Origin of the sequence: Holdemania sp. 1001302B_160321_E10 (genome assembly GCF_015552275.1) — a bacterium.
GTDB lineage: Bacteria > Bacillota_I > Bacilli_A > Erysipelotrichales > Erysipelotrichaceae > Holdemania.
This window is the reverse complement of sequence record NZ_JADNEM010000017.1, coordinates 51,938-77,848: the sequence shown is the minus strand read 5'-3', so window position 1 is coordinate 77,848 and position 25,911 is coordinate 51,938. Positions and strand designations below refer to the sequence as shown.

At 55.2% G+C, this 25,911-nt stretch carries 26 protein-coding genes and 2 other annotated features; of the genes, 1 reads left to right on the top strand and 25 read right to left on the bottom strand.

What is annotated here, in order from left to right; translation table 11 throughout:
- Nucleotides 1-7 precede the first annotated feature (7 nt).
- From I2D94_RS11430 to I2D94_RS11330, 22 genes are all read right to left on the bottom strand, one after another.
- On the bottom strand, nt 8-1,189 hold the full coding sequence (locus tag I2D94_RS11430; RefSeq protein WP_370544617.1) for an amidase family protein: 1,182 nt from the start codon (nt 1,187-1,189) through the stop codon (nt 8-10).
- Nucleotides 1,186-1,419 (bottom strand): amidase family protein, encoded by a 234-nt coding sequence (locus I2D94_RS18320; RefSeq protein ID WP_229056858.1) that lies wholly within the window; start codon nt 1,417-1,419, stop codon nt 1,186-1,188. Before I2D94_RS18320 ends, I2D94_RS11430 begins: the two co-directional genes overlap by 4 nt.
- 167 nt (nt 1,420-1,586) lie before the next feature.
- Complete coding sequence (locus I2D94_RS11425; RefSeq protein WP_195396981.1) at nt 1,587-3,881, bottom strand: U32 family peptidase; 2,295 nt, start codon at nt 3,879-3,881, stop codon at nt 1,587-1,589.
- Nucleotides 3,878-4,084: a hypothetical protein gene (locus I2D94_RS11420; RefSeq protein WP_072684463.1), complete on the bottom strand. Its 207-nt coding sequence runs from the start codon at nt 4,082-4,084 to the stop codon at nt 3,878-3,880. Before I2D94_RS11420 ends, I2D94_RS11425 begins: the two co-directional genes overlap by 4 nt.
- A 32-nt stretch (nt 4,085-4,116) precedes the next feature.
- Nucleotides 4,117-4,611, bottom strand: coding sequence for a DNA-deoxyinosine glycosylase (locus I2D94_RS11415; RefSeq protein ID WP_072684464.1), 495 nt, complete (start codon nt 4,609-4,611; stop codon nt 4,117-4,119).
- Entirely contained in the window at nt 4,608-5,912 is a 1,305-nt protein-coding gene (locus I2D94_RS11410; protein ID WP_072684465.1) for an L-serine ammonia-lyase, iron-sulfur-dependent, subunit alpha, read from the bottom strand. The genes I2D94_RS11415 and I2D94_RS11410 overlap by 4 nt, the downstream gene beginning before the upstream one ends.
- Nucleotides 5,913-5,994: 82 nt before the next feature.
- Nucleotides 5,995-6,954, bottom strand: a complete 960-nt coding sequence (gene holA / locus I2D94_RS11405) for a DNA polymerase III subunit delta (RefSeq protein WP_195396980.1) — start codon at nt 6,952-6,954, stop codon at nt 5,995-5,997.
- Between the two features lie 8 nt (nt 6,955-6,962).
- Entirely contained in the window at nt 6,963-8,900 is a 1,938-nt protein-coding gene (locus tag I2D94_RS11400; RefSeq protein ID WP_195396979.1) for a ComEC/Rec2 family competence protein, read from the bottom strand.
- Nucleotides 8,891-9,364, bottom strand: coding sequence for a helix-hairpin-helix domain-containing protein (locus I2D94_RS11395; protein ID WP_072684468.1), 474 nt, complete (start codon nt 9,362-9,364; stop codon nt 8,891-8,893). The genes I2D94_RS11400 and I2D94_RS11395 overlap by 10 nt, the downstream gene beginning before the upstream one ends.
- A gap of 49 nt (nt 9,365-9,413) precedes the next feature.
- On the bottom strand, nt 9,414-9,884 hold the full coding sequence (gene greA / locus I2D94_RS11390) for a transcription elongation factor GreA (protein WP_006060688.1): 471 nt from the start codon (nt 9,882-9,884) through the stop codon (nt 9,414-9,416).
- Between the two features lie 27 nt (nt 9,885-9,911).
- On the bottom strand, nt 9,912-10,541 hold the full coding sequence (gene udk, locus I2D94_RS11385; protein ID WP_195396978.1) for a uridine kinase: 630 nt from the start codon (nt 10,539-10,541) through the stop codon (nt 9,912-9,914).
- A 27-nt stretch (nt 10,542-10,568) separates the two neighbouring features.
- Nucleotides 10,569-11,651, bottom strand: coding sequence for an endolytic transglycosylase MltG (mltG, locus tag I2D94_RS11380; protein WP_006060686.1), 1,083 nt, complete (start codon nt 11,649-11,651; stop codon nt 10,569-10,571).
- The gene (locus I2D94_RS11375) at nt 11,632-11,898 is read right to left on the bottom strand and encodes a DUF1292 domain-containing protein (protein WP_039865117.1); all 267 of its coding nucleotides are present in this window, start codon (nt 11,896-11,898) and stop codon (nt 11,632-11,634) included. The genes mltG and I2D94_RS11375 overlap by 20 nt, the downstream gene beginning before the upstream one ends.
- 51 nt (nt 11,899-11,949) lie before the next feature.
- Entirely contained in the window at nt 11,950-12,369 is a 420-nt protein-coding gene (gene ruvX, locus I2D94_RS11370; protein ID WP_006060684.1) for a Holliday junction resolvase RuvX, read from the bottom strand.
- Nucleotides 12,369-12,626: an IreB family regulatory phosphoprotein gene (locus I2D94_RS11365; RefSeq protein WP_006060683.1), complete on the bottom strand. Its 258-nt coding sequence runs from the start codon at nt 12,624-12,626 to the stop codon at nt 12,369-12,371. The genes ruvX and I2D94_RS11365 overlap by 1 nt, the downstream gene beginning before the upstream one ends.
- Before the next feature lie 56 nt (nt 12,627-12,682).
- Complete coding sequence (gene alaS, locus I2D94_RS11360) at nt 12,683-15,304, bottom strand: alanine--tRNA ligase (RefSeq protein WP_195396977.1); 2,622 nt, start codon at nt 15,302-15,304, stop codon at nt 12,683-12,685.
- 58 nt (nt 15,305-15,362) lie between these two features.
- Nucleotides 15,363-15,566, bottom strand: a binding site (T-box leader).
- On the bottom strand, nt 15,541-16,608 hold the full coding sequence (locus tag I2D94_RS11355) for an AI-2E family transporter (protein WP_195396976.1): 1,068 nt from the start codon (nt 16,606-16,608) through the stop codon (nt 15,541-15,543). It overlaps the preceding feature by 26 nt.
- A gap of 26 nt (nt 16,609-16,634) precedes the next feature.
- Nucleotides 16,635-16,790 carry a hypothetical protein gene (locus I2D94_RS11350; RefSeq protein ID WP_195396975.1) on the bottom strand — a complete coding sequence of 52 codons (156 nt, stop codon included), beginning with the start codon at nt 16,788-16,790 and terminating at the stop codon, nt 16,635-16,637.
- 51 nt (nt 16,791-16,841) lie between these two features.
- Complete coding sequence (locus I2D94_RS11345; RefSeq protein WP_229056857.1) at nt 16,842-19,031, bottom strand: ATP-dependent RecD-like DNA helicase; 2,190 nt, start codon at nt 19,029-19,031, stop codon at nt 16,842-16,844.
- 16 nt (nt 19,032-19,047) lie between these two features.
- Complete coding sequence (locus I2D94_RS11340; protein ID WP_195396973.1) at nt 19,048-19,746, bottom strand: CPBP family intramembrane glutamic endopeptidase; 699 nt, start codon at nt 19,744-19,746, stop codon at nt 19,048-19,050.
- The gene (mnmA, locus tag I2D94_RS11335) at nt 19,743-20,888 is read right to left on the bottom strand and encodes a tRNA 2-thiouridine(34) synthase MnmA (RefSeq protein ID WP_072684473.1); all 1,146 of its coding nucleotides are present in this window, start codon (nt 20,886-20,888) and stop codon (nt 19,743-19,745) included. The genes I2D94_RS11340 and mnmA overlap by 4 nt, the downstream gene beginning before the upstream one ends.
- A gap of 59 nt (nt 20,889-20,947) precedes the next feature.
- Nucleotides 20,948-21,379 carry a Spx/MgsR family RNA polymerase-binding regulatory protein gene (locus I2D94_RS11330; RefSeq protein WP_039865115.1) on the bottom strand — a complete coding sequence of 144 codons (432 nt, stop codon included), beginning with the start codon at nt 21,377-21,379 and terminating at the stop codon, nt 20,948-20,950.
- A 233-nt stretch (nt 21,380-21,612) separates the two neighbouring features.
- Nucleotides 21,613-21,826 (top strand) — a binding site (T-box leader).
- Nucleotides 21,827-21,856: 30 nt separating this feature from the next.
- Here I2D94_RS11330 and trpS point away from each other — a divergent pair.
- On the top strand, nt 21,857-22,870 hold the full coding sequence (gene trpS / locus I2D94_RS11325; RefSeq protein WP_229056856.1) for a tryptophan--tRNA ligase: 1,014 nt from the start codon (nt 21,857-21,859) through the stop codon (nt 22,868-22,870).
- 10 nt (nt 22,871-22,880) lie between these two features.
- Here trpS and I2D94_RS11320 read toward each other — a convergent pair whose 3' ends face one another.
- The 3 genes from I2D94_RS11320 to I2D94_RS11310 form a co-directional block, all read right to left on the bottom strand.
- A complete protein-coding gene (locus I2D94_RS11320) occupies nt 22,881-23,057 on the bottom strand; it encodes a hypothetical protein (protein WP_195396972.1) in 177 nt (58 codons plus the stop codon).
- A gap of 114 nt (nt 23,058-23,171) precedes the next feature.
- Nucleotides 23,172-24,032, bottom strand: a complete 861-nt coding sequence (locus I2D94_RS11315) for a YitT family protein (protein ID WP_195396970.1) — start codon at nt 24,030-24,032, stop codon at nt 23,172-23,174.
- An 80-nt stretch (nt 24,033-24,112) separates the two neighbouring features.
- On the bottom strand, nt 24,113-25,882 hold the full coding sequence (locus I2D94_RS11310) for an asparagine synthetase B (protein ID WP_195396969.1): 1,770 nt from the start codon (nt 25,880-25,882) through the stop codon (nt 24,113-24,115).
- Nucleotides 25,883-25,911 lie beyond the last annotated feature (29 nt).

The following is a 25,911-nucleotide window of genomic DNA, read 5'->3' as shown; positions in this document are numbered from 1 at the left end:
GACTTTATTAGAAAATCGGGGCATGGCGGGCGCACAGTTTTGTTTCAAGCGCATGGGCAGCGGTGATCAACGTTTCTTCGCTCCAGGCCGTAGAAATAAACAAGACGGAACACGGCGTCCCCTGGTCCGGACTTTGCGCGCAGACCGCGGCGCAGGGATATCCGGCAATCGGCGCATAACCGGTGATTTTAACCGTCATCAGACAATCCAGCTGATATTCCTTCAACAGCCGGTCGATTCCTTCTGTGCGTGTTTGACGGGTCAACGCTAAGCGCTGCCGGAGATAGTCGGCTTCCCGCAGCGTGCCGGAGGTGCGGTTGCTGCTTTCCAGAAGATCCTGTCCGTAACGCAGGCAGGTTTGCGCATACCGGCGGTTATACGCTAGGATATCGTCCAGCGTACGCATCGCGGTGCAGCCGCGGACAGACCCCAGCCAGGCGTTGATTCCATTTTTGAATTCATGCTCTAGCACCGGCATATTGTTCAGCCGGCCCTGCGGGAGGGAAACCGGCACCAGCGTTGCGCCCTGCTGTACCAGAATCTGCCGCGCCTGCTCCAGAATCGTGTTTTCAAGCTCATCCTGCGGTGCGTCGTCAAACGTCAGAACGCCGATCCGGAAGCCTTCGACCCCGCGGTTCAGCGCTCCGGCGAAATCGAAGTGATCCGGGCACGCCAGCGTCGCCGGGTCCAGTTCATCCTTGCCCCATAACGCATCCAGGACGACGGCGCAGTCAGCGATCGTCTTGCCCATCGGTCCAGCTGTATCCTGCATCGAGGAGATCGGAATGATGCCGCTGCGGGAAATCAGCCCCACTGTCGGCTTGATCGTCGCCACGGCGTTGTTGCGGGCTGGGGAAACAAGCGAACCGTTGGTTTCCGTACCGATGGAAAACGGCACAAGCTGGGCGGCGACGGCCACGGCGGAGCCGGAGCTGCTTCCGGACGGATCCAGCTGCGGATCATAGGGATTGACGACCTGACCGCTGCGCGAGCTGAACCCCGACGGCATCTTCCGCTTCCGGGCTACCCAATACGCGAATTCAGAAAGACAGGCTTTACCGAGAATGACGGCTCCCGCCTGCTTCAGCCGGCGCACGACTTCGGCATCCTGAGGTGCGTAAAAATCAGCCAGGGCCGCCGAACCGGCCGTGGTGTGCATCTTACCGGCTGTGCTGATATTATCTTTCACGACGACCGGAGCCCATGCAGCGGTCCGCGCGGTCCCGTTTCCCGCAGCTCGCGGTCAAGCGCGTCCGCAATCCAAAGCGCATCCGGATTCACCTCGGCAATCGCATTCAAACCCGGTCCGGACTGGTCGATCTCCGCGATACGGCGCAGTGCTTCCTCGGTTAAACTCCGGCTGGTCCAGCGGCCGGTCCGCAAGCCTTCCGCCAGTTCTGAAATTGAAGCTTCAAACATGAAAATTCCCCCTTTTTGTTAGTGTAGCATAATCGAAAACGTTAAACCAGCTCATTCAACTTCCGAAACGGAACTTTCAATCTTCATATCGAGACATAGTAAAACCGCGGCGTTTCGCCGCGGTGGAAGTGTACGATCTTGGTTTCTTCTTTTCTGTCTCCCGAGCCTTATTCTCCCTGAATCCGGTCACGGATACGAAGGAAACGTTCAACGATCTGCCGGCTGGCAGCACTGTCTTCCAGCGTCAGCCGGAGCTTCCACGCAGAATGCGGATCCAGCTCGCCGGCTTTGAGCTCAAACGGCGTTTTTTCAAGACAATGACTGTAACAGGCGGCGTCGCCGAAAACGGGGTAGAGCTCGCCTTTTCTATTTTTCAGCGCATAGGTCTGCTGATGACAAAGCTGACAGTTCCGCTTCATCCCGTCTTTTAACAATCGGTTAACCGGACAAGCCTTGGACACCATCAGATCACGATAGCCGTAGACGTACTGCACGGTCGGCGCGGAAAATCCGTATTGTTCTTTAAACGCTTCACGAATCGCACTCTGCTGCGTTGGATTAATTTCCAGTGAAAATTCCACGCCTGCTACCGAAGTCTGGCTGAGCAGCAGCGCCAGCGCTTCGCTGTTGGTCACATTGAAGCCGCTCGTACAGATCAGCCGCGTCGTTGTCCGGGTCAGCGTTCCGATTTCCTCGGCCTGCAGCCATTCCGTTTCGTATCGGGCCGGATGCTCCTGGACCCGCAGCGTTGAGGGCATGATTTGCGGATACGCTTGAATCAGGGCCGGCACGCTGCTGATCAGCTGCACTGGAAGCTCAGCTAACGCTTCTGCCTGTTCGCGGGTTTCAATCTGCACGATCAATCCCGGCAGCGGCTGTTTTTCATGGATCGTTAAAGGCTGAACAGCCTGACGCTGAAGCTGAGCCCGCTCAGGATAGCGGACAGCTCGCCGCTGCGCAAGTTGATCAAGCGCCTGGCGGCGGGCTTCGTTAATTTGCTGAACTGGCAGAAACAACGCCCCTTCCAGCTGATTGTCGACGCTTTCCAGCTGAAACGGCGTATCGTTCAGCTTACCCAGCTGCCGGGTTAACCGCTCCGTATCCAACGGTGCTTTCTGCGCGGGCTGCAGAACTTGTTCCGTCCAGGCCTGCGCCTGAAATCCCATTTTGTCACAGACGTCCACCTGCATCAGTTCGCCAGCCCGGCCGCGGATCGTAAACCGCACAGCCGTCCGGCGCGCCGGTTGGGCAGACTGAGCCTGGATTTCCTTCATCAGCTCGCTGTCGGTCGTCTGAAGCAAAGCAGCCTCCGGCCGGACTTTCTCCCGCACCGGCAGCTCAATGATCTCGCCCGGCTGTCCCTGGGCGCATAACAAATCATGCTTATAGATGTAATTGGCGATGAAGCCGATATCTTCGCCGTTTTCGCGTAAAATCCGCAGTCCGTCGCCCTGATGCAGCGGCGCGGTTAATTTTACCTGGACACGGCCGTTGCGTTGGCTGAGCACCGTGCCGATGCGGATTCCGACGTGATTGGGGCGCAGCGGATTCATCAGCGCCGGACCGCTTTGATGAAACAGATAGCCGGTGGTGAAGCCGCGGTTGAACAGCTTCTTTAACCGGATCTGTTCCCCTTCCTCAGAAGCCGGCTGCATTCCGGCCAGAACCGCGTCGATTTTCTCACGGTAAGCCCGCACGACCGCACCGACATATTCCGGCCGCTTCATCCGGCCTTCAATTTTAAAGCTCGTCGCTCCGCTGCGGATCAGCTCCTCAACCTGGTCGAGGGTATTGAGATCCATCGGACTTAATAAGTATTCCCCCGGAGCTTCGATGACCCGGCCGCTGTCCCTTTCAACCAGTTGATACGGCAGCCGGCAGGGCTGTGCGCACTGGCCGCGGTTGCCGCTGCGGCCGCCGTTGATGCTGGACATCAGGCATTCGCCGCTGTAACAGACGCACAAGGCGCCGTAGACGAAAATCTCCAGATCCAGCCCTTCCTCAGCGCACTCCCTGACCAGTTCGACCGGGGTTTCCCGCGCCAGCACAGCGCGCTTCATCCCCAGCTGTCTGACCCAGCGCACACCCTCCCGGTTATGGATGTGCATCTGCGTCGAAGCATGCAGCTCAAAATCCGGATAAGCCCGGCGGATCCAGGAAACCAAGCCGAGATCCTGTACGATCAGAGCGTCGACGTCGGTGTGATACAGAAAATCAATCAACGCCTTGGCATCGTCCAGCTCGTTTTCAAAAATCAGCGTGTTGACGGTGACATAGACCTTCACCTCGTGTTGATGACAATAGTGCACCGCCTGACGCAGCTGCTGCTCGTCGAAATTGCCGGCATAGGCCCGCGCGCCGAAGCGCGTCGATCCCAGATAGACCGCGTCCGCCCCGTTGTTGACGGCGGCGATCAGCGCGTCCATGCTGCCCGCCGGCGCTAAAAGTTCCGGGCGTTTCATCCCAGAACTCCTTTAATGATCAGCGAAATCCCTAATATAGCTAACGGAATGCCCAGCCACAGACCGATCAGCGTCGCGCACAGCATCAAACCCAGCGCGCAGACGGCTAACCCCAAAATGATGGTGATCAGCTTGCCGCATAAGGACAATACCAGTCCTGTCAGCCAGAATACCAGTTTAAACGGCCATAATAAAATTCCCATGCCATGTCCTCCTTTGGAACTTCAATTTTTCTCTAAAGCTCAAACAGAAACCGATAGGCTTCGATCAGCTGCTCGAACGACACCGCGGCGTTGGCGGGCGAGGTGGAAGGCAGCACGATCGCTTCGATGCCGGTTTTCGGCTGAGCGTATTTCTGATAGCAGCGGCCGGCGGTCTTGCCGGTCGTCACAATGGTTTTGATTTCCGTTTCCGCAAGCAGCCGGTTGAAATCGTTGGCGGTGACGTCGCGGATACTGGCGTCGCTGCTGCCGGTAATCGTGCAGCTGGCGATCACATCCCACAACGCGAAGTGCCGGCGGTGCAGAAAGGCCACGCGCTGCGCCGTGGTATCCAGCGGACTTCCGTCCAGCGCCGCCATGACCGGCCAGAACCGGTTGCGCGGATGAGCGTAATAGAACGCCTGCTGACGCGAGGCGACCGAAGGCAGCGATCCGAGAATCAGCACCCGGCTGTGCGCGTCGTAGATCGGCGCGAACGGATGCACGACGGTCTGCGCCGCGTTGTTCATAGATCGAACCGGATCGGCGAAGCCAGCACGTCGTTTTCCATGACGGCTTCCTCAACGATCAGATGACCGTCCAGACAGGAAGGATGTTCCTCAGGTACAATCTGCACCTCTTTGGCTAAGCCGCCAAGCGAGGTTTCCTTAAGTTCAATCGGCAGATGTTTGCCGGTATAGTTCATCGTTTTGACAACGACGTCGAAGCTGACGCGGTTCTTTTTAATCCGGCTCATCGTGCGAGCAAGCGACATCGCGTCCAAGGCGCGCAGGACTGCGACAGCGTTGCGTTCGATGCACGGAATGATGACATAGCCGCCAACCGGATCACACGTTAATCCAAGGTGGTGCTCCATGCCGATTTCCGCGGCGTATTCGATCTGACCGCAGTTCATGCCGTTAAGATAGGCGGCTGCGGCCGCAGCCATCGCGCAGGCTGCGCCGATCTCTGCCTGACAGCCGCCGACCGCACCGGAAATCGTGGCGTTGGTTTTGATCAGATCCCCGAACAAACCCGCCACTGCCAGCGCTTTGACCAGCTTGCCGCGGGTGATCTGCTGATCGTTATAATAGTAATACATCAAGGCCGCCATGACGCCGCAGGATCCCAATGTCGGCGCAGTGACGACGGTGCCGGCCGAAGCGTTCTGTTCGCTGGCCGCATAGGCATAGGCCGCCAGCTTCATCTTCGTCCGTTCCGCTTCATCCTCGATCGTTCCCGCCTGTAAAAGCATTGCCTTCGCCGCACGTTCCATCTTCAACCGTCCCGGCAAGACGCCGCTGGCCTGCAGACCTTCCTTTACGGAAGCGAGCATCGCGGTCAGAATCTTATCCAGATACGGCTCCAGTCCGGCTTCCGCCCGCAGCGCGTATTCTGCAAAACCGATCTTTTCTTTGTCGCAGATTTCACGGATCGCCTGCATCGTATTTTCCGGATAGACGTTTTCGCCCGTTTCCAGATGCTTTTCTAAAATCTTAATCGAACCGCCGCCGACGGAGAACACCGTCCATTTTGCCAGCAGCTGATGATCCCGGTTGTAGCCGCGGATATAAAAGCCGTTGGGAAAGCTTTCCTTCCAGTCCTTTAAAAAGAAGATTGTCGTCTTCGCCGGCTCAAAGGTCTTGCGGATGATATAATCCGTCAGATGACCCTTGCCGGTTAACGACAGCGAGCCGTACAGCTCGACTTCGACGTGGTGCAGCTGCTCGCCGTATTCCGCCTTATACAGCTGGCAGGCCCGCTGCGGCCCCAGCGTATGCGAACTGCTGGGACCCGGACCGATTTTATAAAGTTCCTTTAATGAATCCATCGTAACACTCCCTTTATTCTTTCAGCGTATGAAAACACGCGGATTCTGACTGTTTCTCTGGTGATTTTACAGATTTTCTTTTTTAGTGCGCGGCTTTGATTAAGAACATTTCAAAGCCCAGCCTGCGGTCCAGCGTCCCGCTTTTAAACCGCTGATCAAGCTCGGCTAAATCGTTCAGAATTTCCAATAACCGTTCGGAATTCAGCCGGGCTACGGCTTCATGCGCTTTCTTGACGCGGAAAGGATGAACCTTCAGCTGCTGGGCGATCATCGATTCGCTCATCCGCCGATCGCTGAGCATGCGCACCTGCGCCATCAGGCGAAACTGCGAAGCCAGCAGGGCGACGAGGTAAATCGGATCCTTGTTCAGGGAATCCAGATCGTGCCAAAGATGCATCGCCTGTTTTAAATCATGCGTGATGACGGCGTTGACCAGATGAAACACGTCCTCGTCCAACGGGCGGCTGACCAGATGCACGATGTCGTCGCGGCTGATCTTCGTTCCAAACAGCGTCAGCTTGATCAGCTCCTGATGGAAGCTTTCCAAATCAAGCGGCAGCCGCTGCATCAGCTCGTCCATCGCCTCGCGCGACAGGATCAGCTGGTGCGCCGATAACTGCTGATTGACATACGAACGAAACTCGCGTTCATCAAGCCGCTTCATCGTGAACACCCGGCACGTCTTCACAGCCAGCTTGACCAGCTTCTTGCGCTGATCCAGACTTTCAAACTCACCGCAGAAAATTAAATCGGTGCTCGGGCAGCTGTGATTGAGGTACTCCTCCAGCGCTTTGCCGTCCTTCTCGTTTAACGATCCGCTCGTCGTCAAAAAGACCGGATTGCGCACGACGACGGTTTTCTTTTCCGCAAAGAACGGAATTGTCCAGGCGTCTTCCAGAACCGCACGAAGCTGAAAATCGGCGTTGCCTGCTTCGTAGACCACCGTGTTCATGCCCGTGTTTTCCGGATCGTTCGCTTTCAGCAGCTCGTCCAGTTTTTTCTTCAGCCGATACGTTTCCGACCCGTACAATAAATAGTTCATCGAATCACCTACCCTATTATAGCAAATCCCCGGCGCGCGGTAAAAAGGAAATTACAAATCGGCGTCACGATAATCCGGATATCGCCTTCCTGCTTCGTATCGAACATCCCGATCCGGCAGTCTTCCAGGCGCTGCATGACCTCGGGATGGGGATGTTGGTAGCGGTTATTGCGGCCGCTGGAATTCAGCGCCACAATCGGTCTCAGCATTTGCAGCCAGCGCGCGCAGCTGGACGTGCGGCTGCCGTGATGCCCGAGCTTGACGATATCCGCGCGCAGGCCGGGAATCTGATCCAGAATTTTCTGCTCAATTTCAGCCGGGGCGTCCCCGCCCAGAATCATCGTCAGATCCTGCATCCGCAAAAGCAGCACCAGCGATCCCTCGTTCCCCTGCCGCGTTTCACTGTCAGGATTCAGATTGAAAATCGTTAAGCCGTGCAGGGTCAGCGGTTCGGTCATCGTCTCGATCACCTGCGCAGGTTGATAGGCTTCGATTAAAGCCTCCTTGTTGCCGCTGTGATCATCGTCCTCATGCGTTAAGATCAGCGCGTCCAGCCGCCGCACGCCCTCGCCTTGAAGCATTGCTTCAACCTGATCCAGCGCCGCCGGCTTGCCGGTATCAATCAAAAGATTGCCCTGATTGTACGGCAGGCGGATCAGGATGCTGTCGCCCTGACCGACGTCGATCAGCGTCAGACTGGCCCACGGATGCCACCAGCCCAACAGCGTCCAGATCCCGATCAGCCCGCAAAAAAGAATCATCCGCACGCGCTTGGAGAACACCCCGGCAAGCCCGGCCAGAATCACAATCAGCCACGACAGCTGCCCCGGCAGCTCCCCGCCCCAGCCTGACACCTGATCCAACAGACCGGCGAGGCTCACGCTGAAGGACAGAAACGGCGTAAAGACAAGCCCGGCCAGAGAGCCAAGCGTACACAGCGCCAGGCCCCAGCGCAACACGCGCATCCCAAGCACCATCATGGGATTCACGGCATGAAACAGGAAGCTCTGCATTGTCCAGCTCAGCGTAAAACGGGCGGTTCGCGGCGCGGAGCGAGCGGGAAACATAGCGAGCAGCGCAAACGCGAACGGAAGCAGAAAGGCCGCTGTCGCGACCCTTCGCGGCGCTAACAGCGCCAATAACAGCCATTTGGTTTTAAACGTTTCGATTTTATCGCGATGGGGATTCAGCCGGAAGCCTTCGCTGAGCACCAGACGAACCAGAGGATAGGGAAAATGCAGTATCGCGGCGATGCCCAGCACGGTCCCCAAGCGGATCCTTCGCACGCTCCGGTCCGTCAAGAACCAGCCGCAGATCATTCCCAGGCCCTGAATCAGCACGCTGATTTGAAATCCGCAGCGAAGCAAGATCGCCAGTCCGCCTTCTTCCTCATTCACACCCAGAATCAGCTTGCCTGCCAGCGCCCGGGCAGCCGGATCGCGGATCGCTTCAATGCGGCGGTAAAGAAAAGCCCGCAGTGTTTTCCCGGCGCTTACGATCTTAACGGTTTTGGCAAACACGCGGCCGTTAAGCTTTTCCCGCAGCGACCAGGCTTTCGCATCGAAACCATAGAACGAATAATTTTCTTCAAATAGGCTGCTTTCCCCTTCGACCTCGACCTGATCGTCTAACCCGGGGCGATTTTCGCTGATCACCTGAAAGCGGCCTTGAGAATTTTCGAGGATAAAGCTGTTGGCGGAAACCGCGCTCACCGTGCCGCTGATCCGTGGTGCAGTGAGCGCCGGCGACGGTTTCAGCTGCCAGAACAGAATGACAAGAACCGAGGACAGCCAGAAAAACAGAAACTTCCGCTGCTTCGGGCGGGCGGAGACCAGCACGAAGACCAGGCTGAAAAGCAGGCCGGTTTTCTGCACAGGGAGCGGCAGACACAGACTGATCACGACGCAAACCAGCCACCGCAGCGCGTCAGTGTCGTTTATAAGCATATAAACTCCTTCAGCGCTTCCCATTTCTTCTGCTTGATGCCCGGCACCTGCATCAGATCTTCCAACGTTTGAAACAAACCATGCTCCGCGCGGTAAGCCACGATCTTTTCCGCCGTCGCCTGCCCCACTCCCGGCAGCTGCGTCAGCTGCTCGGCGGATGCGGTGTTGATCGAAATCCGCGGCGTTTCCTGGAAATGGGGAATCTGGATCACGTCGTGATCCTTGACGATCATCGTCATTGAAAACGGCGAGAGGTCCGCGTCGTCCAACAGCGTCACCTGGTCCAGCAATTCGCCCAGCTCGGTGTAGGGCGGACATTCCAGGGTGACCGGCTCCCGCACAGCCCCCTCGATCGTCACGGTAATCGGCTGCCCGCGCATAGCCTCCAAATCGACGACGCGCTGCGGAATCAGCGGCAGAAGCAGAAAAACGAAACAAAAAATAAGCAGGAACTCTTTTCTCATAAGATCACCTGCTTATTCTATTGCGCAAATTGTTAAAAATCCTGTTTTTTTACCGAATCTCTAAAATCTTTACCTGATACGGCTCGTCGACCAGAACTTCAACGGTCTGACCAACTTTGTGTTCCAGAATTGCTTCCGCCAGCGGCGTGACGTTGGACAGCTTGCCGTTGAGCGGATCCGCTTCTACGGAACCCACGATTGTGAACTCGTCAATCTGATGCGTGTCGAGTTCTTCGATCTTAACGGTTGAACCGATTTTCGCAACCCGTACCGAGCCCTGCTTATCGTCGATGATTTCGATATTGTTAAGCATGACTTCCAGCTCGCGGATCCGGGCTTCAACCTGAGCCTGACGATCCCGCGCGGCATCGTAGTCGGCGTTTTCAGACAAGTCGCCCTGCGCCCGGGCGGCCTTTAAATCTTCAATGACTTCCTGACGAACGACATGGATCAGGTTTTCCTGTTCCTTTTTTAATTCTTCAAGACCTTCTTGAGTTACATAAATTTTATCATCTGCCATTGGTTTTCTCACTCCTTAGCTCGGCTATTATAGCATATTTGGACTGATGATGCTACTGATTTTTGTCTTCAGCAGATCGATCGCAACGATGTTGCTTCCGCCCTCGGGGATGATCACGTCGGCATACCGTTTGGACGGTTCGATAAACTGCTCGTGCATCACCCGCACGGTTTCTGTGTATTGATTAACGACCGACTGCAGCGTTCTTCCGCGTTCCTCAACATCCCGCAAAAGCCGCCGGATAAAGCGGATATCGGCATCGGTATCGACGTACACCTTAATGTTTAAGCGCTTGCGCAGCTCCGGTTCCTCCAGCACAAACAGCCCCTCGAGCACGACGACATCGCATGGCTCGATCACTTCCGTAACAGTGCTGCGGGTATGCTGGACAAAGTCGTAAACCGGCTTCTCAATCGCTTGCCCGGCTAACAGGGCGTCGATCTGTTCGATCATCAGCGCGTGATCGAAGGCAAACGGATGATCATAATTCGTTTTTACCCGCTCCGCCATCGTTTTCTGCGACTGGTCTTTGTAATAATCGTCCTCGCGGATGATCACGACCGACCGCGTCTGTTCAAATTCTTCCTTCAGACACTGGGCAATCGTCGTTTTGCCCGACGCGCTGCCGCCGGCGATGCCGATCAATAACGGCTTCATCTTCCCTCACCTCTTCCTGACTGACGTTTATTTTAAATACTTGCGGACATTGGCCTGATGCTCGGCGTAGGTCTTGGCGTAATACACCGTGCCGTCACCCTTCACATCGGCCATGAAATACAGGTAATCGCTGGCCTGCGGCTGCAGGACCGCCTGAATCGCATCGCGTCCCGGATTGAGAATCGGGCCGGGCGGCAAACCTTCGACGCGGTAGGTGTTATACGGGGAATCAAAGTCCGGATTGACCTCGCACGCCATCCAGTCGTCGTCTTTTTCCTTATCTATCGCATAGCACACGGTGACGCTCGACTGCAGCTTCATGCCGGCGGCCAGACGGTTGTAGAACACGCCCGCGACCAGCTGCATATCGCTCGGCTTGGCCGCTTCATACTGAACAATCGAAGCCAGCGTAAACAGCTGGTGCACGCTCAGCTGCGACTGCGCGAACTGATCCGCAAACTCATTGTAAACCTTCAGCGTCTGATCCAGTATCTTGCGGGTAATCTGATCGGCGTCGGCGTCGACAAAGAAATTGTAGGTTTCCGGAAACAGATAGCCTTCTAATAAAATCCGGCTGTCCGCGTTGAAGATTTCCTCGGTTAAAAACGGATAATCACTCATCAGCGAACGGACATAGCTTTCATCGTTCCACAGCGCCAACATTTCATCCTTGCTGCAGCGCGTCGTCTCGCCGATTTTTTCAGCGATATGCTTCGCCCAGTCGCCCTCGATGAACGTTAAGCGCGTGTCGTTAACGACCGCCCCGTGGGAATCGTTGAGCACTTCAAAAATCTCCCGGACTTCCCAGCTCGGATCCAAGATGTACGTGCCGGCTTTGATGTTCGTCAGCTTCGCCAGCTTGACACTGATCTTCGCCGCCCAGCCGCTGCGGATCACGCCCTGATCTTCCAGGTTCTTAATGACCCGGTTGAGCGATTCGCCCTGACTGACGGTAAAGGTGATCTGTTCGCTTTCCGAAGCGGCCGGCTTCAGCTGACCGTTGTAAAAGAAAATCCCGCCCAGAACCAGGCCGGCGCATACGACCAGCACGATCAGTACGGCGGCCAGTCCGTTATTCTTTTTGCGCCGTTTATTCTTCGACTTCGGCATCGTCTAATTCCTCGACAAAAGCCCCGAAGACTTCCTCGATCATGCTCCACTCCTCGGGATCCTCAACCGGTTCCATTTCGCCCTCGTCGGTGTAGCTGCAGGCGAAAACCTCGCCTTCCTCATCCTTCGGATCGGTGAACAGCACATAGCTTTTGCTGCGGCTGTCGTCGTCGAAGGTGAACAGGATTTCCATTTCTGTTTCCGTGCCGTCTTCTTCCGTAATTAAAATTTTATTTGATTCCAACATCGCTTTTTCCTCCTTTTTGCGATTCAAATGAAAGAGTGCATTGCTGCACTCTTAGCGCTTCTGATCTAAATAACTCTGCAGGATTTGCACTGCCGCCATCTGATCGATCACCGCTTTGCGCTTTTTGCGGGAAACGTCCGCAGAGATTAAGATTCGCTCGGCCGCCGCCGTCGTCAGCCGTTCATCCTGCAAGATGACCGGCAGGCCGCAGGCTGCTTCCAGCTTCGCCTTGAAATCCAGCGATATCTGGCCGCGGATCCCGACATCGCCGTTCATGTGCTTCGGCAGGCCCAGTACAAACTTCACTGCACCCAGCTCCTTCGCCAGCTGCACCGCCCGGGCGCAGGCCGCGTCGTAATCGTCATCCGCAAACCGGAACGTTTCCACGGTCCGGGCAATCATGCCCAGGGGATCGGAAACCGCGATGCCCAGCGTGCGGCTGCCCAGGTCCAGCCCCATGATCCGTTCCATTACTTTTCTTCCAGGTAGGAACGCACCAGTTCCTCGATGATTTCGTAACGCTCGACCGACTGAATGATGCTGCGGGCGTTGTGATGCGAGGAAATGTAGGCCGGATCATTGGAAATCAGATACCCTGCCAGCTGGTTCACTGCATTGTAGCCTCGTTCTTCGAGCGCTTCTTTTGTCAGCCGGAGCACCTGCTTGATGTTATCTCTGCGGATCTCCTCTGACTTAAAAGACATCGTTTCGGTAATTTGTTTTGACATGGATATCCCTCCTTGAATTCATTTTAGCGTAAACTGCGGAAATTGGAAAGGGATTTTCAAAGTTTTGAGCGAATCAGCGCAAAGACTTCGTCCACTTTGGAACCATCCTTGCCGCCCGACTGCGCCATGTCCGGCCGGCCGCCGCCGTTGCCCTGGCTCATCTGGGCCGCCATTTTCACGAAATCTCCGGCTTTTATGCCCTTGGCGATCGCTTCCTTGCTGCAGGCGCAGACATAGGTGACCTTGCCTTCCGAAGGATTGGCTAAGAAGATGAAAGATTTTTCACACTTATTGCGCAGCGTTTCCGCCAGATTCTTCATCGCCTGTCCGTCAAGTCCGGAAACCTCTTCCAGAATGATATTCAGACCGTTGACCGCTTCCGCATGATTGACCATGTCGTCTGCTTTTAAGACCATCATTTTCTGGTTCAGCTGCCCGATTTCTTTTTTCAGCGCCGCGTTTTCTTCCAGCACGCCCGCGACCTTTTCACTGACGCCGTTAAGGCTGTTCATCTTCAGCTGCGCGGCGATCGTTTTTAACACGTCCTGCTCGCTAACGAACTCCTGATAAGCCGCATAGCCGGTCTTGGCGGTGATCCGGCGAATGCCGGAGCCGATGCTTTCTTCGCTGACGATTTTGAACACACCGATATCCTGCGTATTGTGGACATGCGTGCCGGCGCACAGTTCCTTGGAAACCTCGCCCATGGATACGACGCGGACTTCATCGCCGTATTTTTCATCAAACAGCGCGATCGCGCCGGAATGTTTGGCTTCTTCAATCGCCATGACTTCGGTATGGACCGGAAATTTCGCCATGACAAATTCGTTGACCAGCGCTTCGACTTCCTTTAACTGCTGATCGCTGACCTTTTCAAAATGCGTGAAGTCAAACCGCGCGTAATCCTGGCAGACATAAGAGCCAGCCTGGGCGATGTGATCGCCGACGATCTTCTTCAGCGCGCTCTGCATCAGATGGACGCAGGAATGATTGGCCATCGTGCGGATCCGTCGCTGAACGTCGACCTGCAGCTGCAGCTTCATGCCTTCTTTCAGCACGCCGTCGACGACTTTCACATGATGCATAAACTGCTTGTGCGGCGCCTTCTTGACGTCGAGCACTTCGCAATCCGCTTCGTCGCAGCGCATCGTGCCGCCGTCGGCCACCTGTCCGCCGCTTTCGGCGTAGAAGCAGGAACGGTCGAGGATGACCTCGCCCTCGTCTTCCAGCATCGCGACGCGCACGCCGTTTTTAAACAATCCGGTGATCGTTCCGGTATCGCTCATTGTTTCATAGCCCGTGAATTCAAACGGCGCCGTGAAATCCATCAGATCGGCCGACTGGCTGGCCATCGACTGCGCGTCTTCACGCGCGGCCCGGGCACGTTCACGCTGCTTCGCCATCTGCGCCTCAAAGCCTTCCTCGTCGATCGTATAACCGCGCTCACCGGCGATTTCTTTCGTCAGCTCCAGCGGGAAGCCGTAGGTATCGTACAGCTTGAAGACGACCTCGCCGCTCAAGGTTTTCGCCGCTTCGGCTTTGGCCAGCTCCTCATTGAGCAGCTTTTCACCGTTGGCCAGCGTCGAGTGGAACGCTTCTTCCTCATTTTTAACCAGCTTGGCGACAAATTCCGTCTTTTCTAACAGATACGGATAGAAATCCTTCATGTTGTCAGCGACGACGTCGACCAGCTTGTACATAAACGCGCCGTTAATGCCTAATTTAATACCGTAGCGAACCGCCCGGCGCAGCACCCGGCGCAGCACGTAGCCGCGGCCCTCGTTGGAGAACATCGCGCCGTCGCTCAGCGCGAAGGTCACGGTGCGGATATGGTCGGCAATGACGCGGTACGCCATTTTATATTCACCTTCATACGGATGCTTGGCGAGCTTTTCCGCCGCGCGGATGATCGGCAGGAACAGGTCGGTATCAAAGTTCGTTTCCCCTTCCTGGATGATCGAAACTAACCGTTCCAGTCCCATGCCGGTATCAATGTTCTTGTGCGGCAGCTCTTTATACAGCTTGCGGTCCGTTCCCGGCCGGCAGTCAAACTGACTGAACACGACGTTCCAGACTTCGATGTAGCGGTCGTTCTCCATTTCTTCAAAGAACAGCTTTTCGCCTAACCCCTCCGGGTCATACTTTTCGCCGCGGTCATAGAAAATCTCGCTGTCCGGTCCGCCCGGCCCTTCGCCGATCTCCCAGAAGTTATCTTCGGTTTTTAAGATATGGCTTGGATCGACGCCGCACACCTCGGTCCAGATGCGGTAAGCTTCCTCATCGTCCGGATAGACAGTGACATACAGCTTGTTTTTGTCAAAGCCGATCCACTTTGGCGAGGTTAAAAATTCCCAGGCGAACGGGATCGCGTCCGCTTTGAAGTAATCGCCGATCGAGAAGTTACCGAGCATCTCAAAGAACGTATGATGCCGGGCGGTTTTGCCGACGTTTTCGATATCGTTGGTGCGGATCGACTTCTGCGCGTTGGCGATCCGGTTGCAGGCCGGTTTCTCGCTGCCGTCGAAATATTTTTTCAGCGCCGCGACGCCCGCATTGATCCACAGCAGCGTCGGATCGTTATGCGGGATCAGCGAAGCTCCCGGTTCGATCATGTGACCTTTGGATTGGAAGTAGTCCAGAAACATCTGGCGTACCTGGTTGCCTGTTAATTCTTTCATGTTTGTTTCTTCCTTTCTTTGTCTGATGCGTCTGCCAAAATAAAAAGCGCCCTGAAACTCCAGGAACGCTTTACTCACGCGGTACCATCCTGATTCATTTCTTTCCTTCAAAAGAAATGCCCTCATTTCTCTTTAACGCAGAGCACACGTTGCTTTGGGCAAACTCGGAAGCGGCTTCGATCAGATTCCATGAAAACTTGCACCGCCGTTTTCTCTCTGCAATGGAACAGCCTGATCTACTCTTCTTCGTCATCGTTTTCAAAACTATCGAAATTATACCACACTGTTTCCCACGTGCCAACTGTTTCCGTGCATTTTGCGAAAAGATAGCTGCGGTAGGCCAGCTGTACAATCGCGGCCAGGATCGGCGCCAGAATGATCCCGATCATGCCGAAGAAACAGCCCCCGGCCAAAAGTGCGATCAGCGTATAAACCGGCCGCAGGTTCATGACCTTTTTGAAGATCAGCGGCTGCACCCAGTTCGCTTCGATCTGCTGGATCAGCCACAACAAGACACCCAATACCCACGGGATCTGACCGGTTGCGAAATATTGCGCAAGCAGGATCACGATCTGACCGACCGTTGCGCCCAGATAGGGAATCAGATTGAACAGCGCAAGCATGATCGCGTAGAATACGGCGTTGGGTACGCTGAAGATCAACAACAGCACCGACACCGTGATCATTAAAAACAACAAATCCAGCGCCAACCCGCGCAGATAGTGATAGACGACGCGCGAGCTGGTCTTGTAGAAAAGCAGCCAGTGCTGATAGGACGGAAGCCGCTTTTTGAGAATGCGCCCGAAGGCTTCCATGTCCAGCGCAATGAAATACGCACCTAAAAAGCTGACGCCGAAAAACGACAGCCGGTCGACGGCGCTGCGAGTCGCGCTCATCGCCGCCTCATAGCCGGCCGTGAATACGCCGTGCCAATCCAGCTGTCCGGCCCAGTGAAAGAACTCGGTCGCCGCCAGATGTTCTCTTAACCGGCCCGCTTCGCCCAGCAGCTGCGCCCCCTGCTCCATCACTAACGGCACCATCATGCCGATGCCCAGAACCAACAGCCCGAGGAAACCGAAGTACACCAGCGAACAGCTGATCCCCCGGGGAAACGGCAGTTTCTCGACAAACGGCTCAAACAGAAACACGATCAGACAGGAGAACAACAGCGGCGACAGCGCGTGGAAGACGGCCATCAGCACAACATCCCAGCCTAACATCCTGAGCACGATCATCACGGTCAGCACGCAGCCTAACAGCTGCAGCCAGCGTTTCCAGTCCGTTCGTTCAAACAGGTCTTTCATAAAAGAGAAACCCCGCAACGACGGGGTTAGTGTTCAAGATCCATCTGGTGCATTTTGCGGATCAGCTTCTTTTTACATTTGCAGGCCTTGTAATAAGCGTCGTCGAGTTCATCCTCGTTTGTGAACGCGACCACCATGCCGGCAGCCATGCCAACCATGAAACCGAATAACCATTTTTTCATACGTTCCACTCCTTTTGGTGTTAGTATGTCCGCAAGCGGATAAACTTATGCTTAAAATTCCGGATTCAGCATCGCCGCGATCCGCCGGGTAAGCGTCGTTGAGCGCAAATGGTGTTCCTGGCTGGCAATCCCGCGGATTAACGCGTCCTTTTCGCCTAAAAGGACCAGCGATTTTTTAGCGCGGGTGACGCCGGTATAGATCAGCCGCCGCTGAAGCATGATCCCGTAATCACGCACGACCGGCATGATGACGATCGGATATTCGCTGCCCTGGGATTTATGCACGGAAATGCAGTAGGCGTGCGAAATGTTGAGCAGGTTATCCGAGGTGTATTCAACGAGAATTCCTTCGAAGTCGACGATCAGCCGGTTTTTGCCGGCTTCGTCCTCATTGGCGTAAACGATTTCCACAAGCATGCCGATATCGCCGTTGTAGACGTCGTCATCCGGCTGGTTTTTCAATTGTAAAATTTTGTCGCCCTCGCGGAAGGTACGGTAGCCCGCCTTCCATTCGCGCTTGCCCTGCTCCGGCGGATTCAGGCATTGCTGCAAAGCGGCATTCAGCCGGTCGATTCCGGCCGGTCCGTTGTATTTGCTGGCGAGCACCTGAATGTCCTGGATATCGTAGCCCTTGTTGAGCGCCGACTGAACGACGTTGATGACCTGGTCCTTGATCTCGTAAAGTCCGACCGGGAAAAACGCCACGTCGCCATGACAGTCCAGCTCCTCCGTCTGGCCCTGACGAATCTGATGCGCCAGCGTGATCACGTCGCTGCCCTCGCTCTGGCGGAAGATCCGTTCCAGCCGGACTAACGGAAACAGCTCGGAGGTGATTAAATCCTTCAAGACGCAGCCGCAGCGGACCGAAGGCAGCTGATCCTCGTCGCCGATGATGCACAGCTTCTTGACATGCACCGAGGCCTTGCACAGCGCCGCGAACAGCCAGCTGTCGACCATGGAAAATTCGTCGATGATCAACAGATCGACGATCAGCGGATCCTGTTCCGTCTTGGTAAACGTATTCGATTCCAGATCCCAGCCCAACAAACTGTGGATCGTAAACGTATCGGTTTCCGTCAGCTCAGCCAGCCGCTTCGCCGCCCGTCCGGTCGGGGCGCAGCAGGCGATCCGCTGGTACGGATACAGTTTTTTAAACAACGCGGTCAACGCCCGCACAACGGTTGTCTTGCCCGTTCCCGGGCCGCCGGTCAGGATCATCGCGTCATGTTCAAAAAACGTGTGGATCGCGTCCAGCTGCGCCTGATCGTAGGTGATCGCCAGCTTTTCCTGCAGCGCGTCCAGCTCAAGCTGCAGCGTTTGGGGATCGACCGGTTCCAGTTCTTCAAACGGAAACAGCGTCAGAAACTGCGCGATCTGGACCTCCGCGTCATATTGATCGACATGATAGATCCGCCCTTCTTCTTCCACTAACCGTCGTTGTAAAAGCAGCGATTCCAGCAGTTCGTCAAAATCATAGGTCAGACCGGCGCACTGGCGTTTCATCTGATGCGCCAGCCCTTCGCGGCTGACATACGTATCGCCGCTTTGCATGTTCATCTGATCGACCAGCGCCACCATCGCCGCTTCCAGCCGGCGCGGATCCTCCAGCTCAAAGCCCAGCGACATCGCGACTTTGTCCGCCGTCGCAAACCCGATGCCGTCGACCTCGTCGACCATCCGGTACGGATTTTCCTGGATTTTCTCAACCGCTTCCTTACCGTAGATCCGCTCCAGCTTCATGACGTTGCGCATCCCCAGACCATGAGCGACAAAGAACTGGATCAGATTTTCCAGATCGTCGTCGCTTTCTTTTAACCCTTCCAGAATCGCTGTCCGGCGCTTGCTTGTCATTTTCGGCACGCTGTCCAGCACGGTGGGGTCGTTTTTAATCCGATGAATCGCGTCTTTGCCAAGGGCCGCCACAATCGTTTCGGCATATTTTTTGCCGATGCCCTCAAATAACGGACCGGACAGAAAACGAATCAGGGAATCCTCGTCGTCCGGCATGACGCGGTGGAAGGTCTCGACCTGAAACTGCATTCCATAGCGGGGATGATCGACATAGCTGCCGCTTAACTCCATCAGCGCATCCTCGCTGAACACCGGCAGATATCCGGTGATCGTCACCTGCCGCTGCTGCAGATCATCAACGATAAAACGAGCGACAGTGTAGCCGTTGTCGTCGTTGCGGAAGACGATCTGCTTCAGTTTGCCGCGGATGACGTCGCGTTCCTCACTCATTTCCCTCATTCCTTTCTCACAGCAGGATCAGCATCACGCTGATCAGATTGTTCAGCCCGTGCATCAGCAGCGGACTGACGATCGTCTGATTTTCTTCCTCGGCCGCGCATAACAGATAGCCCATCGTGCCGTAAACGAGAATAAAGATCCCGTCGCTGAGATTGCCGCTCAGCAGCGACGTGAACACATGCAGAAGACCAAACAGAAATCCGCTGACCAGCGCAGCGGTGCGAAAGCTGCCCCGCTGGCGCAGCGGCGTAAAGACGGCCCCGCGGAAGACGGTTTCCTCGACAACCGGCGCAAATAGACAGGTGACCAGAATGATCTGCAGCGGCGACTGGCTCAGCTGCTGGACGACGGTATCCTGATTCTGGCTGCTTGACATTCCGGTGATCAGAATGATCGCCAGATTCATCCCATACATCACCAGCCACATCTGAACATAGCGCGTCAGCGTCGATTTGACAATCGTCCGCCGGTTTTGCCGAAAACGCTCAAGATGTTCCTTTAACAGCGGCCAGGCCGCGCCGACCGTCACCGTAAAAACCAGAATATAGACCAGATTTTCCAACATCCGGTCAAGATTGGGGATCCCTAAGGGCGCAAACAGCCGGAGAAGCACCCCGATCAACAGGGGATAAAGAAACAGGTAGCCCGCGAAATAATTGAACAGGATGACCTGCACCCGGCGCTTTGACAGCCTGACTCGGTTCATGGCTCAAAGCTGCGGATCCGGTCCGTCAGCGATTGTCCGCGATGCCAGACTTCCTCGATCACGCCCCCGCCCAAACACTGCTCGCCCAGATAGAAGACCGCCTGCTGCCCCGGGGTCACCGAAGCGACCTGTTGGGGATAGGTCAGTCTGACAGTCGTTTCATCGAGGAATTCCAGCGTCACCGGATTATCCTTCTGACGATAGCGGAACTTCGCGCAGCAGGACAGCGCGCCCTGCGGTTTTGTCCTGGCCAGCCAGTTGACGCCGCTGACCAGACAGGTATCGCTTAAGAGCCAGTCGTTGCTTTCGCCGCTGGCCACCAGCAGCTCGTTATGGACGACGTCCTTGCCGACGACAAACCACGGTCCGCCCTCGCCGCCGATCCCCAGGCCTTTGCGCTGACCGATCGTGTAATACAGCACGCCCTCATGGTCGCCTAAGACCCGGCGGCTGATCACATCGACGATCTTGCCGGATTTGGCCGGCAGGTAGTTCTTCAGAAATTCCCGGAAGTTGCGCTCGCCGATAAAACAGATTCCGGTCGAATCCTTTTTCTCCGCGATCGACAGCCGCAGTTCCTTCGCGATCCGCCGCACTTCCGGCTTTTCAATCTCGCCTAACGGAAACAACGTATGCCGCAGCGCATCGGACGCAACCTGGCAAAGGAAATAGCTCTGATCCTTATTCAGGTCGTGCGCCTTGTATAAACCGCTGAAGTCTGCTTCATGCCGCACACGCGCATAATGGCCGGTCGCCAGCGTATCGAAGCCGCGGCTGCGGGCGAAATCGAGAAAGCTGGAAAACTTGATGTATTTGTTGCACAAAATATCGGGATTCGGCGTCCGGCCCTTCTTGTATTCCTGCAGGAAGTTAGAGAAAACGTTATCCCAATACTCCTTGACAAAATCCACGCGCAGCAGTTCTAATCCCAGACTGTCGGCGACGCTTTTAGCGTCCATCCAGTCCTTTTCCTGCGGGCATACGTCGTCGTCCGCATTCGGATTGCCTAAGAAATCATTGTTGGCCATCGAATCCCAGTTGCGCATAAACGCGCAGGTTACGTCCAGCCCTTGTTGTTTTAAAAGATACGCCGCGACGGCGGAATCGACGCCGCCGGACAAACCGACTAAGATTTTCATCATTCATCCTCCCTTTGTTTCTTTTGAATTTGAGGAAAAAAACAAGCATCCGCAGATGCTTGTCAGGCTTCTTCCCGGATCTTGCCGCAGCCGGCGTAATTCGGACAGCTGGCGTTGCAGGACAGCCGGGCCAGAGAGCGCAGCTGCTGCGGGACGAACGCGTCGATCTCCTCCTCGTCGTAGCCGACCTGGAAGTTCCGTTCATTCAGGATGATCGGCCGTTTCAGCACGGATGGATTTTCCTGGATGAAATGCACCAGCTCGCTGATCGTCATGTCGTCCAGGTCGATCGCGTTCTGCTGGATGATTTTTGAGCGCTTGGAGATGATATCCTCCGAGCCGTTTTCACTGCGCATCAACAAATGCCGGATCTCCGTTTCGTTGAGCAGCGTCGTAAAAATGTTCTTTTCTATATACGGCAGATTCCGCTCTTTCAGCCATTGTTTGACCTTTCGGCAGGAAGCACAGCCGGGTGAAGTATACACTACGATCATAAATTGCACCGCCATTTCTATTGCGCACAGCCGGGCTGAAATCAAGCTCAACGCCGTTGTGAGTTCTTTTGAGCTTTTATCATACAATGAAACAGCCGGAAATTCAATCCGGCCCTGCCGATTCTCGGATGAATTTCATGATTTTTTATGACCTGCAGTTCGCTGCTGCGTCTCGGATTGACAAGATCCAGTCCGATCCGGCTTGCATGTTCGACCGGTTTGTGCTTAAATTAAGAAAAGCAACGAAGAAAAAGCAGTAGCGGGATTTTGTGACATCCAGAGAGATGAGGAACGGTGCGACTCATCCGCAGAAATCTTTCGTGAATTGGGTTTTTGGAGCCTTGGAAAGCGTCAGTTTTCCAACGGAACAGGCCGTTATCCTGCATGAGCGGTTTTTCAGGCGTCTGGAAAACAAGCTGGGTGGTACCACGCGGAAGCGTCCCGGTGATCGGGGCGTTTTTTATTTTAGGAGGAGAAATGATGGAAAACACTGAAAAAAGAAAAGTCATGCTCAGCGGAATCAAGCCGAGCGGACAGCTGACGCTGGGCAACTATATCGGCGCCCTGCGCAATTTCGTCAAGTATCAGGATGAATACGAAATGCTTGTGTTCATCGCCAACCTGCACTGCATCACGGTTTATCAGGATCCCAAAGAGCTGAAAAAGAATCTGAAGGACGCCGTCGCATTGTATCTGGCGTGCGGTCTGGATCCGCAGCGGGCAACGATTTTCTTACAGTCGGACGTCAAGGAGCATGCGCAGCTGGGCTTTATTATGAACTGCAACAGCTATCAGGGCGAGCTGAACCGGATGACGCAGTATAAGGATAAGGTCGCAAAAGGCGAAACAAACCTGACGGTCGGCCTGTACACCTATCCGTGCTTAATGGCGGCCGATATTCTGATCTATGACGCGGATTATGTTCCTGTCGGCGAGGATCAGAAGCAGCATGTCGAGCTGACCCGCGACATCGCCAACCGCTTCAACAACCGCTATGGCGAAACGTTCCGGATTCCGGAGCCGGTTGTTCCAAAGGTGGGGGCGCGGATCATGTCGCTCAGCGATCCGTCAAAGAAAATGTCCAAATCCGACAAAGGCGACAAGGGCTGCATCTATCTGCTGGAAGATCTGAAATCGGCCCGCAAGAAAATCATGTCGGCCGTGACAGACAATGAAGCGTGCGTGCGCTTTGATCCTGAAAACCAGCCGGGCATCGCCAACCTGCTGACGATTATGTCTTCGCTCTCAGGTGAAGCGATCGAAACGATTGCCGAACGCTTCGCGGGCAAAGGCTATGGGGAATTCAAAAGCGCCGTGGCAGACGTCGTCTGCGCCGAGCTGGAAAAAATTCAGGCTCGCTACAACGAGATCATCAATTCGACCTTGATCGAGGAAACGCTGGCCGAGGGCGCCGTCAAGGCGCAGCGGCTGGCCAGCCGCAAGCTGGAAAAGGTCCAGCGCAAAATCGGCCTTGAGTTCCGCAAACGATAAACGGACAGCCTCAGCTGTCCGCAGCCTGGGATGATGGTAGTCCCAGGTTTTTTTTATCCGCGTGCTTCCACCCCACGCTTTGCCAGTAGCGCTGCAGCCGGCTTTCCTGGCGGGTTTTCGGCTGGATGACATTTTCCGCCAGATCCAGCTTTCGCTGCAGTTCAGGATCGTTGACCTGATAGTCCATGTGCTTCGCCCCTTCCGTTAAGCTCAGCATACCCGCTTAAAAGCGCAAAGCTTGTTTAACTTCGTCGAAAAGCGGAAAAAAAGACGTTCTGATGAAAGAACGTCTCAGGCTGGGTTAGTCCAGCGGTTTCTGATAATAGTTGCCGATGATTTTATCGGTTTTGGACACGTTGATGAACACCTTCGGATCGACCAGGCGGATCGCTTCGATCAAGCCGTGAACCTGATACGCGTTGACCGTCATGAATAACAGACACCGCGGCGTATGCGAGAAGCCCCCTTCGCCCCACAGCTTGGTAATGCCGTGACGGCAGTAATGGAACACCGCGTCGCAGACTTCTTCCGGCTTCTCCGTGATAATAAACAAGGAATTCAGCTTGTAGCGCAGATGCATCGTCTGCACGACCTGGGTGCTGCAGAACTGATAAATAATTGAATACAGCGCCTGTTCCCATCCAAACAGGATACCCGCCAGCACCAACATCGCGGCGTTGAAATACATGACGTAGGACCAGGTCGGAGCGTTGTATTTCGTCGAGGCGTAGATCGCGATGAAATCGGTGCCGCCGCTGCTGGCATCCGCGCGCAGCGCGATTGAGATTGCCAGACCGCCCAAGATGCCGCCGAACACCGCGATCAAAAGCATGTCGCTGGTGATCGGAAAGGTCGGAAGCAACTCTGTAAACAAGCTGGTTAATGAGTATTGCAGCACGGAAAAGATCGTGAAGCGGTGGCCGACATATTTGTAGACTAACAATGTCGGCGGAATGTTCAGCAGGAAGTAGAAGACGCTGAACGGAATCGTAATCCCGCCGAATTTCGACAGCGACATGCTGAACATGCGGGACAGGCCGGCGAAGCCGCCCGGGAACAGATTGCCGGTCTCGACGAAAGCTTTCATCGCCAGCGCGTAGACAAAGGCGGAAAGAATGACTGCAATCAGTGTTTTACAGTCCTTTTTGGCTTGGTTTGACATAAAATCTCCTCTTTTTTTCCATTCCTCATTTTATCATCTTTATTTTGTCTTTCAAGCCAAAAAGACAGGAATCTGAAATCTTAGAATTCGATGCGGATCTGGTAGCGGCGCAGCCACAGTTCCAGCTGGATAAAATACGCCAGCAGCTGCGGCCCCATCATCAGCTGACCGAACCACGGTTTGGCAAAACTGCCGCCGTCGGTGTCGATCAATTCCTGCAATCCCGCCGGCTCCAGCAGCTCGCACAGACGGCACTCAGGATCGTTGATCAGTGCCTGCAGACGGTCCTTGACACGCTGGGTATATTCCGGATGATAGGTCTTCGGATACGGGTTTTTCTTGCGGTGCGCGACCTTGGCCGGCAGGATGTCTTCAAACGCCAGCCGCAAAAGTCCCTTCTCTTCACCTTTATAAAATTTCATTGACCACGGCACGTTATACAGATATTGGTAGAGCTTCGCGTCGCAGAACGGCGCCCGCACGGTCAAGCCTGTCAGAGCCGCCATCGCTTCCTGGCGCTGCACCAGCGTCTGCATAAACCAATGCACAGTCAGATACGTCATGAGCTTGGCCCGCTGATCCTGTTCGCTGTCAAACGGATCCTTCGGCGCCCGCTGAACGGTCGCCCAGTAAGCGGAACGCATCGCGCCCTCATAGTCCAGCTCGTTCATCGGCGCGCGCAGCAGCTTCACACGCTGCGGCAGCGACTGCAGCCATGGAAAAGATTTCAGACTGACCAGATCGCTGCGGTAAAACCACGGATAACCGCCGAACAGCTCGTCCGAGCATTCACCCGTCAGCACCGAACCATTCTGTTCCCTGACCTTGCCGTACATCCACAACAGGCTGGAATCGACATCCGCCATGCCGGGACCATCACGGCCGATCATCGCCGGTTCCAGCAAGTCCGCGCATTCGCGCTGGGCGATGACTAGCGGATGATGATCGAACGCATACCGCTCGATCATCGCGTCGATATACTCGTTGTCGCGCGTCGTCTGATACGCATAGCCCTTGAAATACTGCGCGTTGCCCTCATAATCCAGCGAGTATGTCGTTAATGGTCCGTGCTTTGCCGCCAGCGCGCACAGAATGCTGCTGTCTAAACCACCGGAAAGAAACGCCGCGTGCACGTCCGAGGCTGCGCACTGACGGTTCAGCGAATCGCTGACCATCTGCCGGACATGCGCCGCCGTCGCCGCCAGATCCTCGTTGTGCCGGTGCACGTTCAGTTCAAAGTATTCGTGCAGGCTTTCCTTGCGGTCGCGGATCAGCAGCGCATACCCCATCGGCAGCTCCGCGATGTTCTTATAGAACGTCTGCCCTTCGGTATGTGACGGCCCTAACGCAAACAGCTCCAGAAGCGCGGCCCGGTTGACGACCGGCATGCGGCTGCCCTCGGCAAACAATCCCTTGATCTGATCGGAGAACAGCCATTCCCCATCCGGCTTGCGCGTATAATACAACGTTTTCACACCCATTGGGTCGCGCACAATATGCAGCTGATGACCCTGGACAAACACGATCACGAAACAGCCGTCGAGCTTTTCAAACAACTTCTCACTTAAAATTTCATACAGCTGCGCCAACATTTTCGCACTGTTGCCTGTGCTTTGCGGCCGGTATTGGCTCCACAGTGACCGCAGCTCGTCCTCGTTATCAAGGATGCCCGACCAGAAACAGCCGCACTTGCGCTGGCTGTCGTAGTAAACTTGATCTGGTTTTGCTGAAGCGAGAAGATGCTCGTCGCTGACGATTGCCAGTTCGTCCTTCAGCCCCATCCGTTCCAGCCGGGACTGTTCTTTTTGAATATTCCGATTTTCGTTGAATATCAGATTGATCTTCGTCATAATTTCCTCCTCATCGTTTCATTCTATGA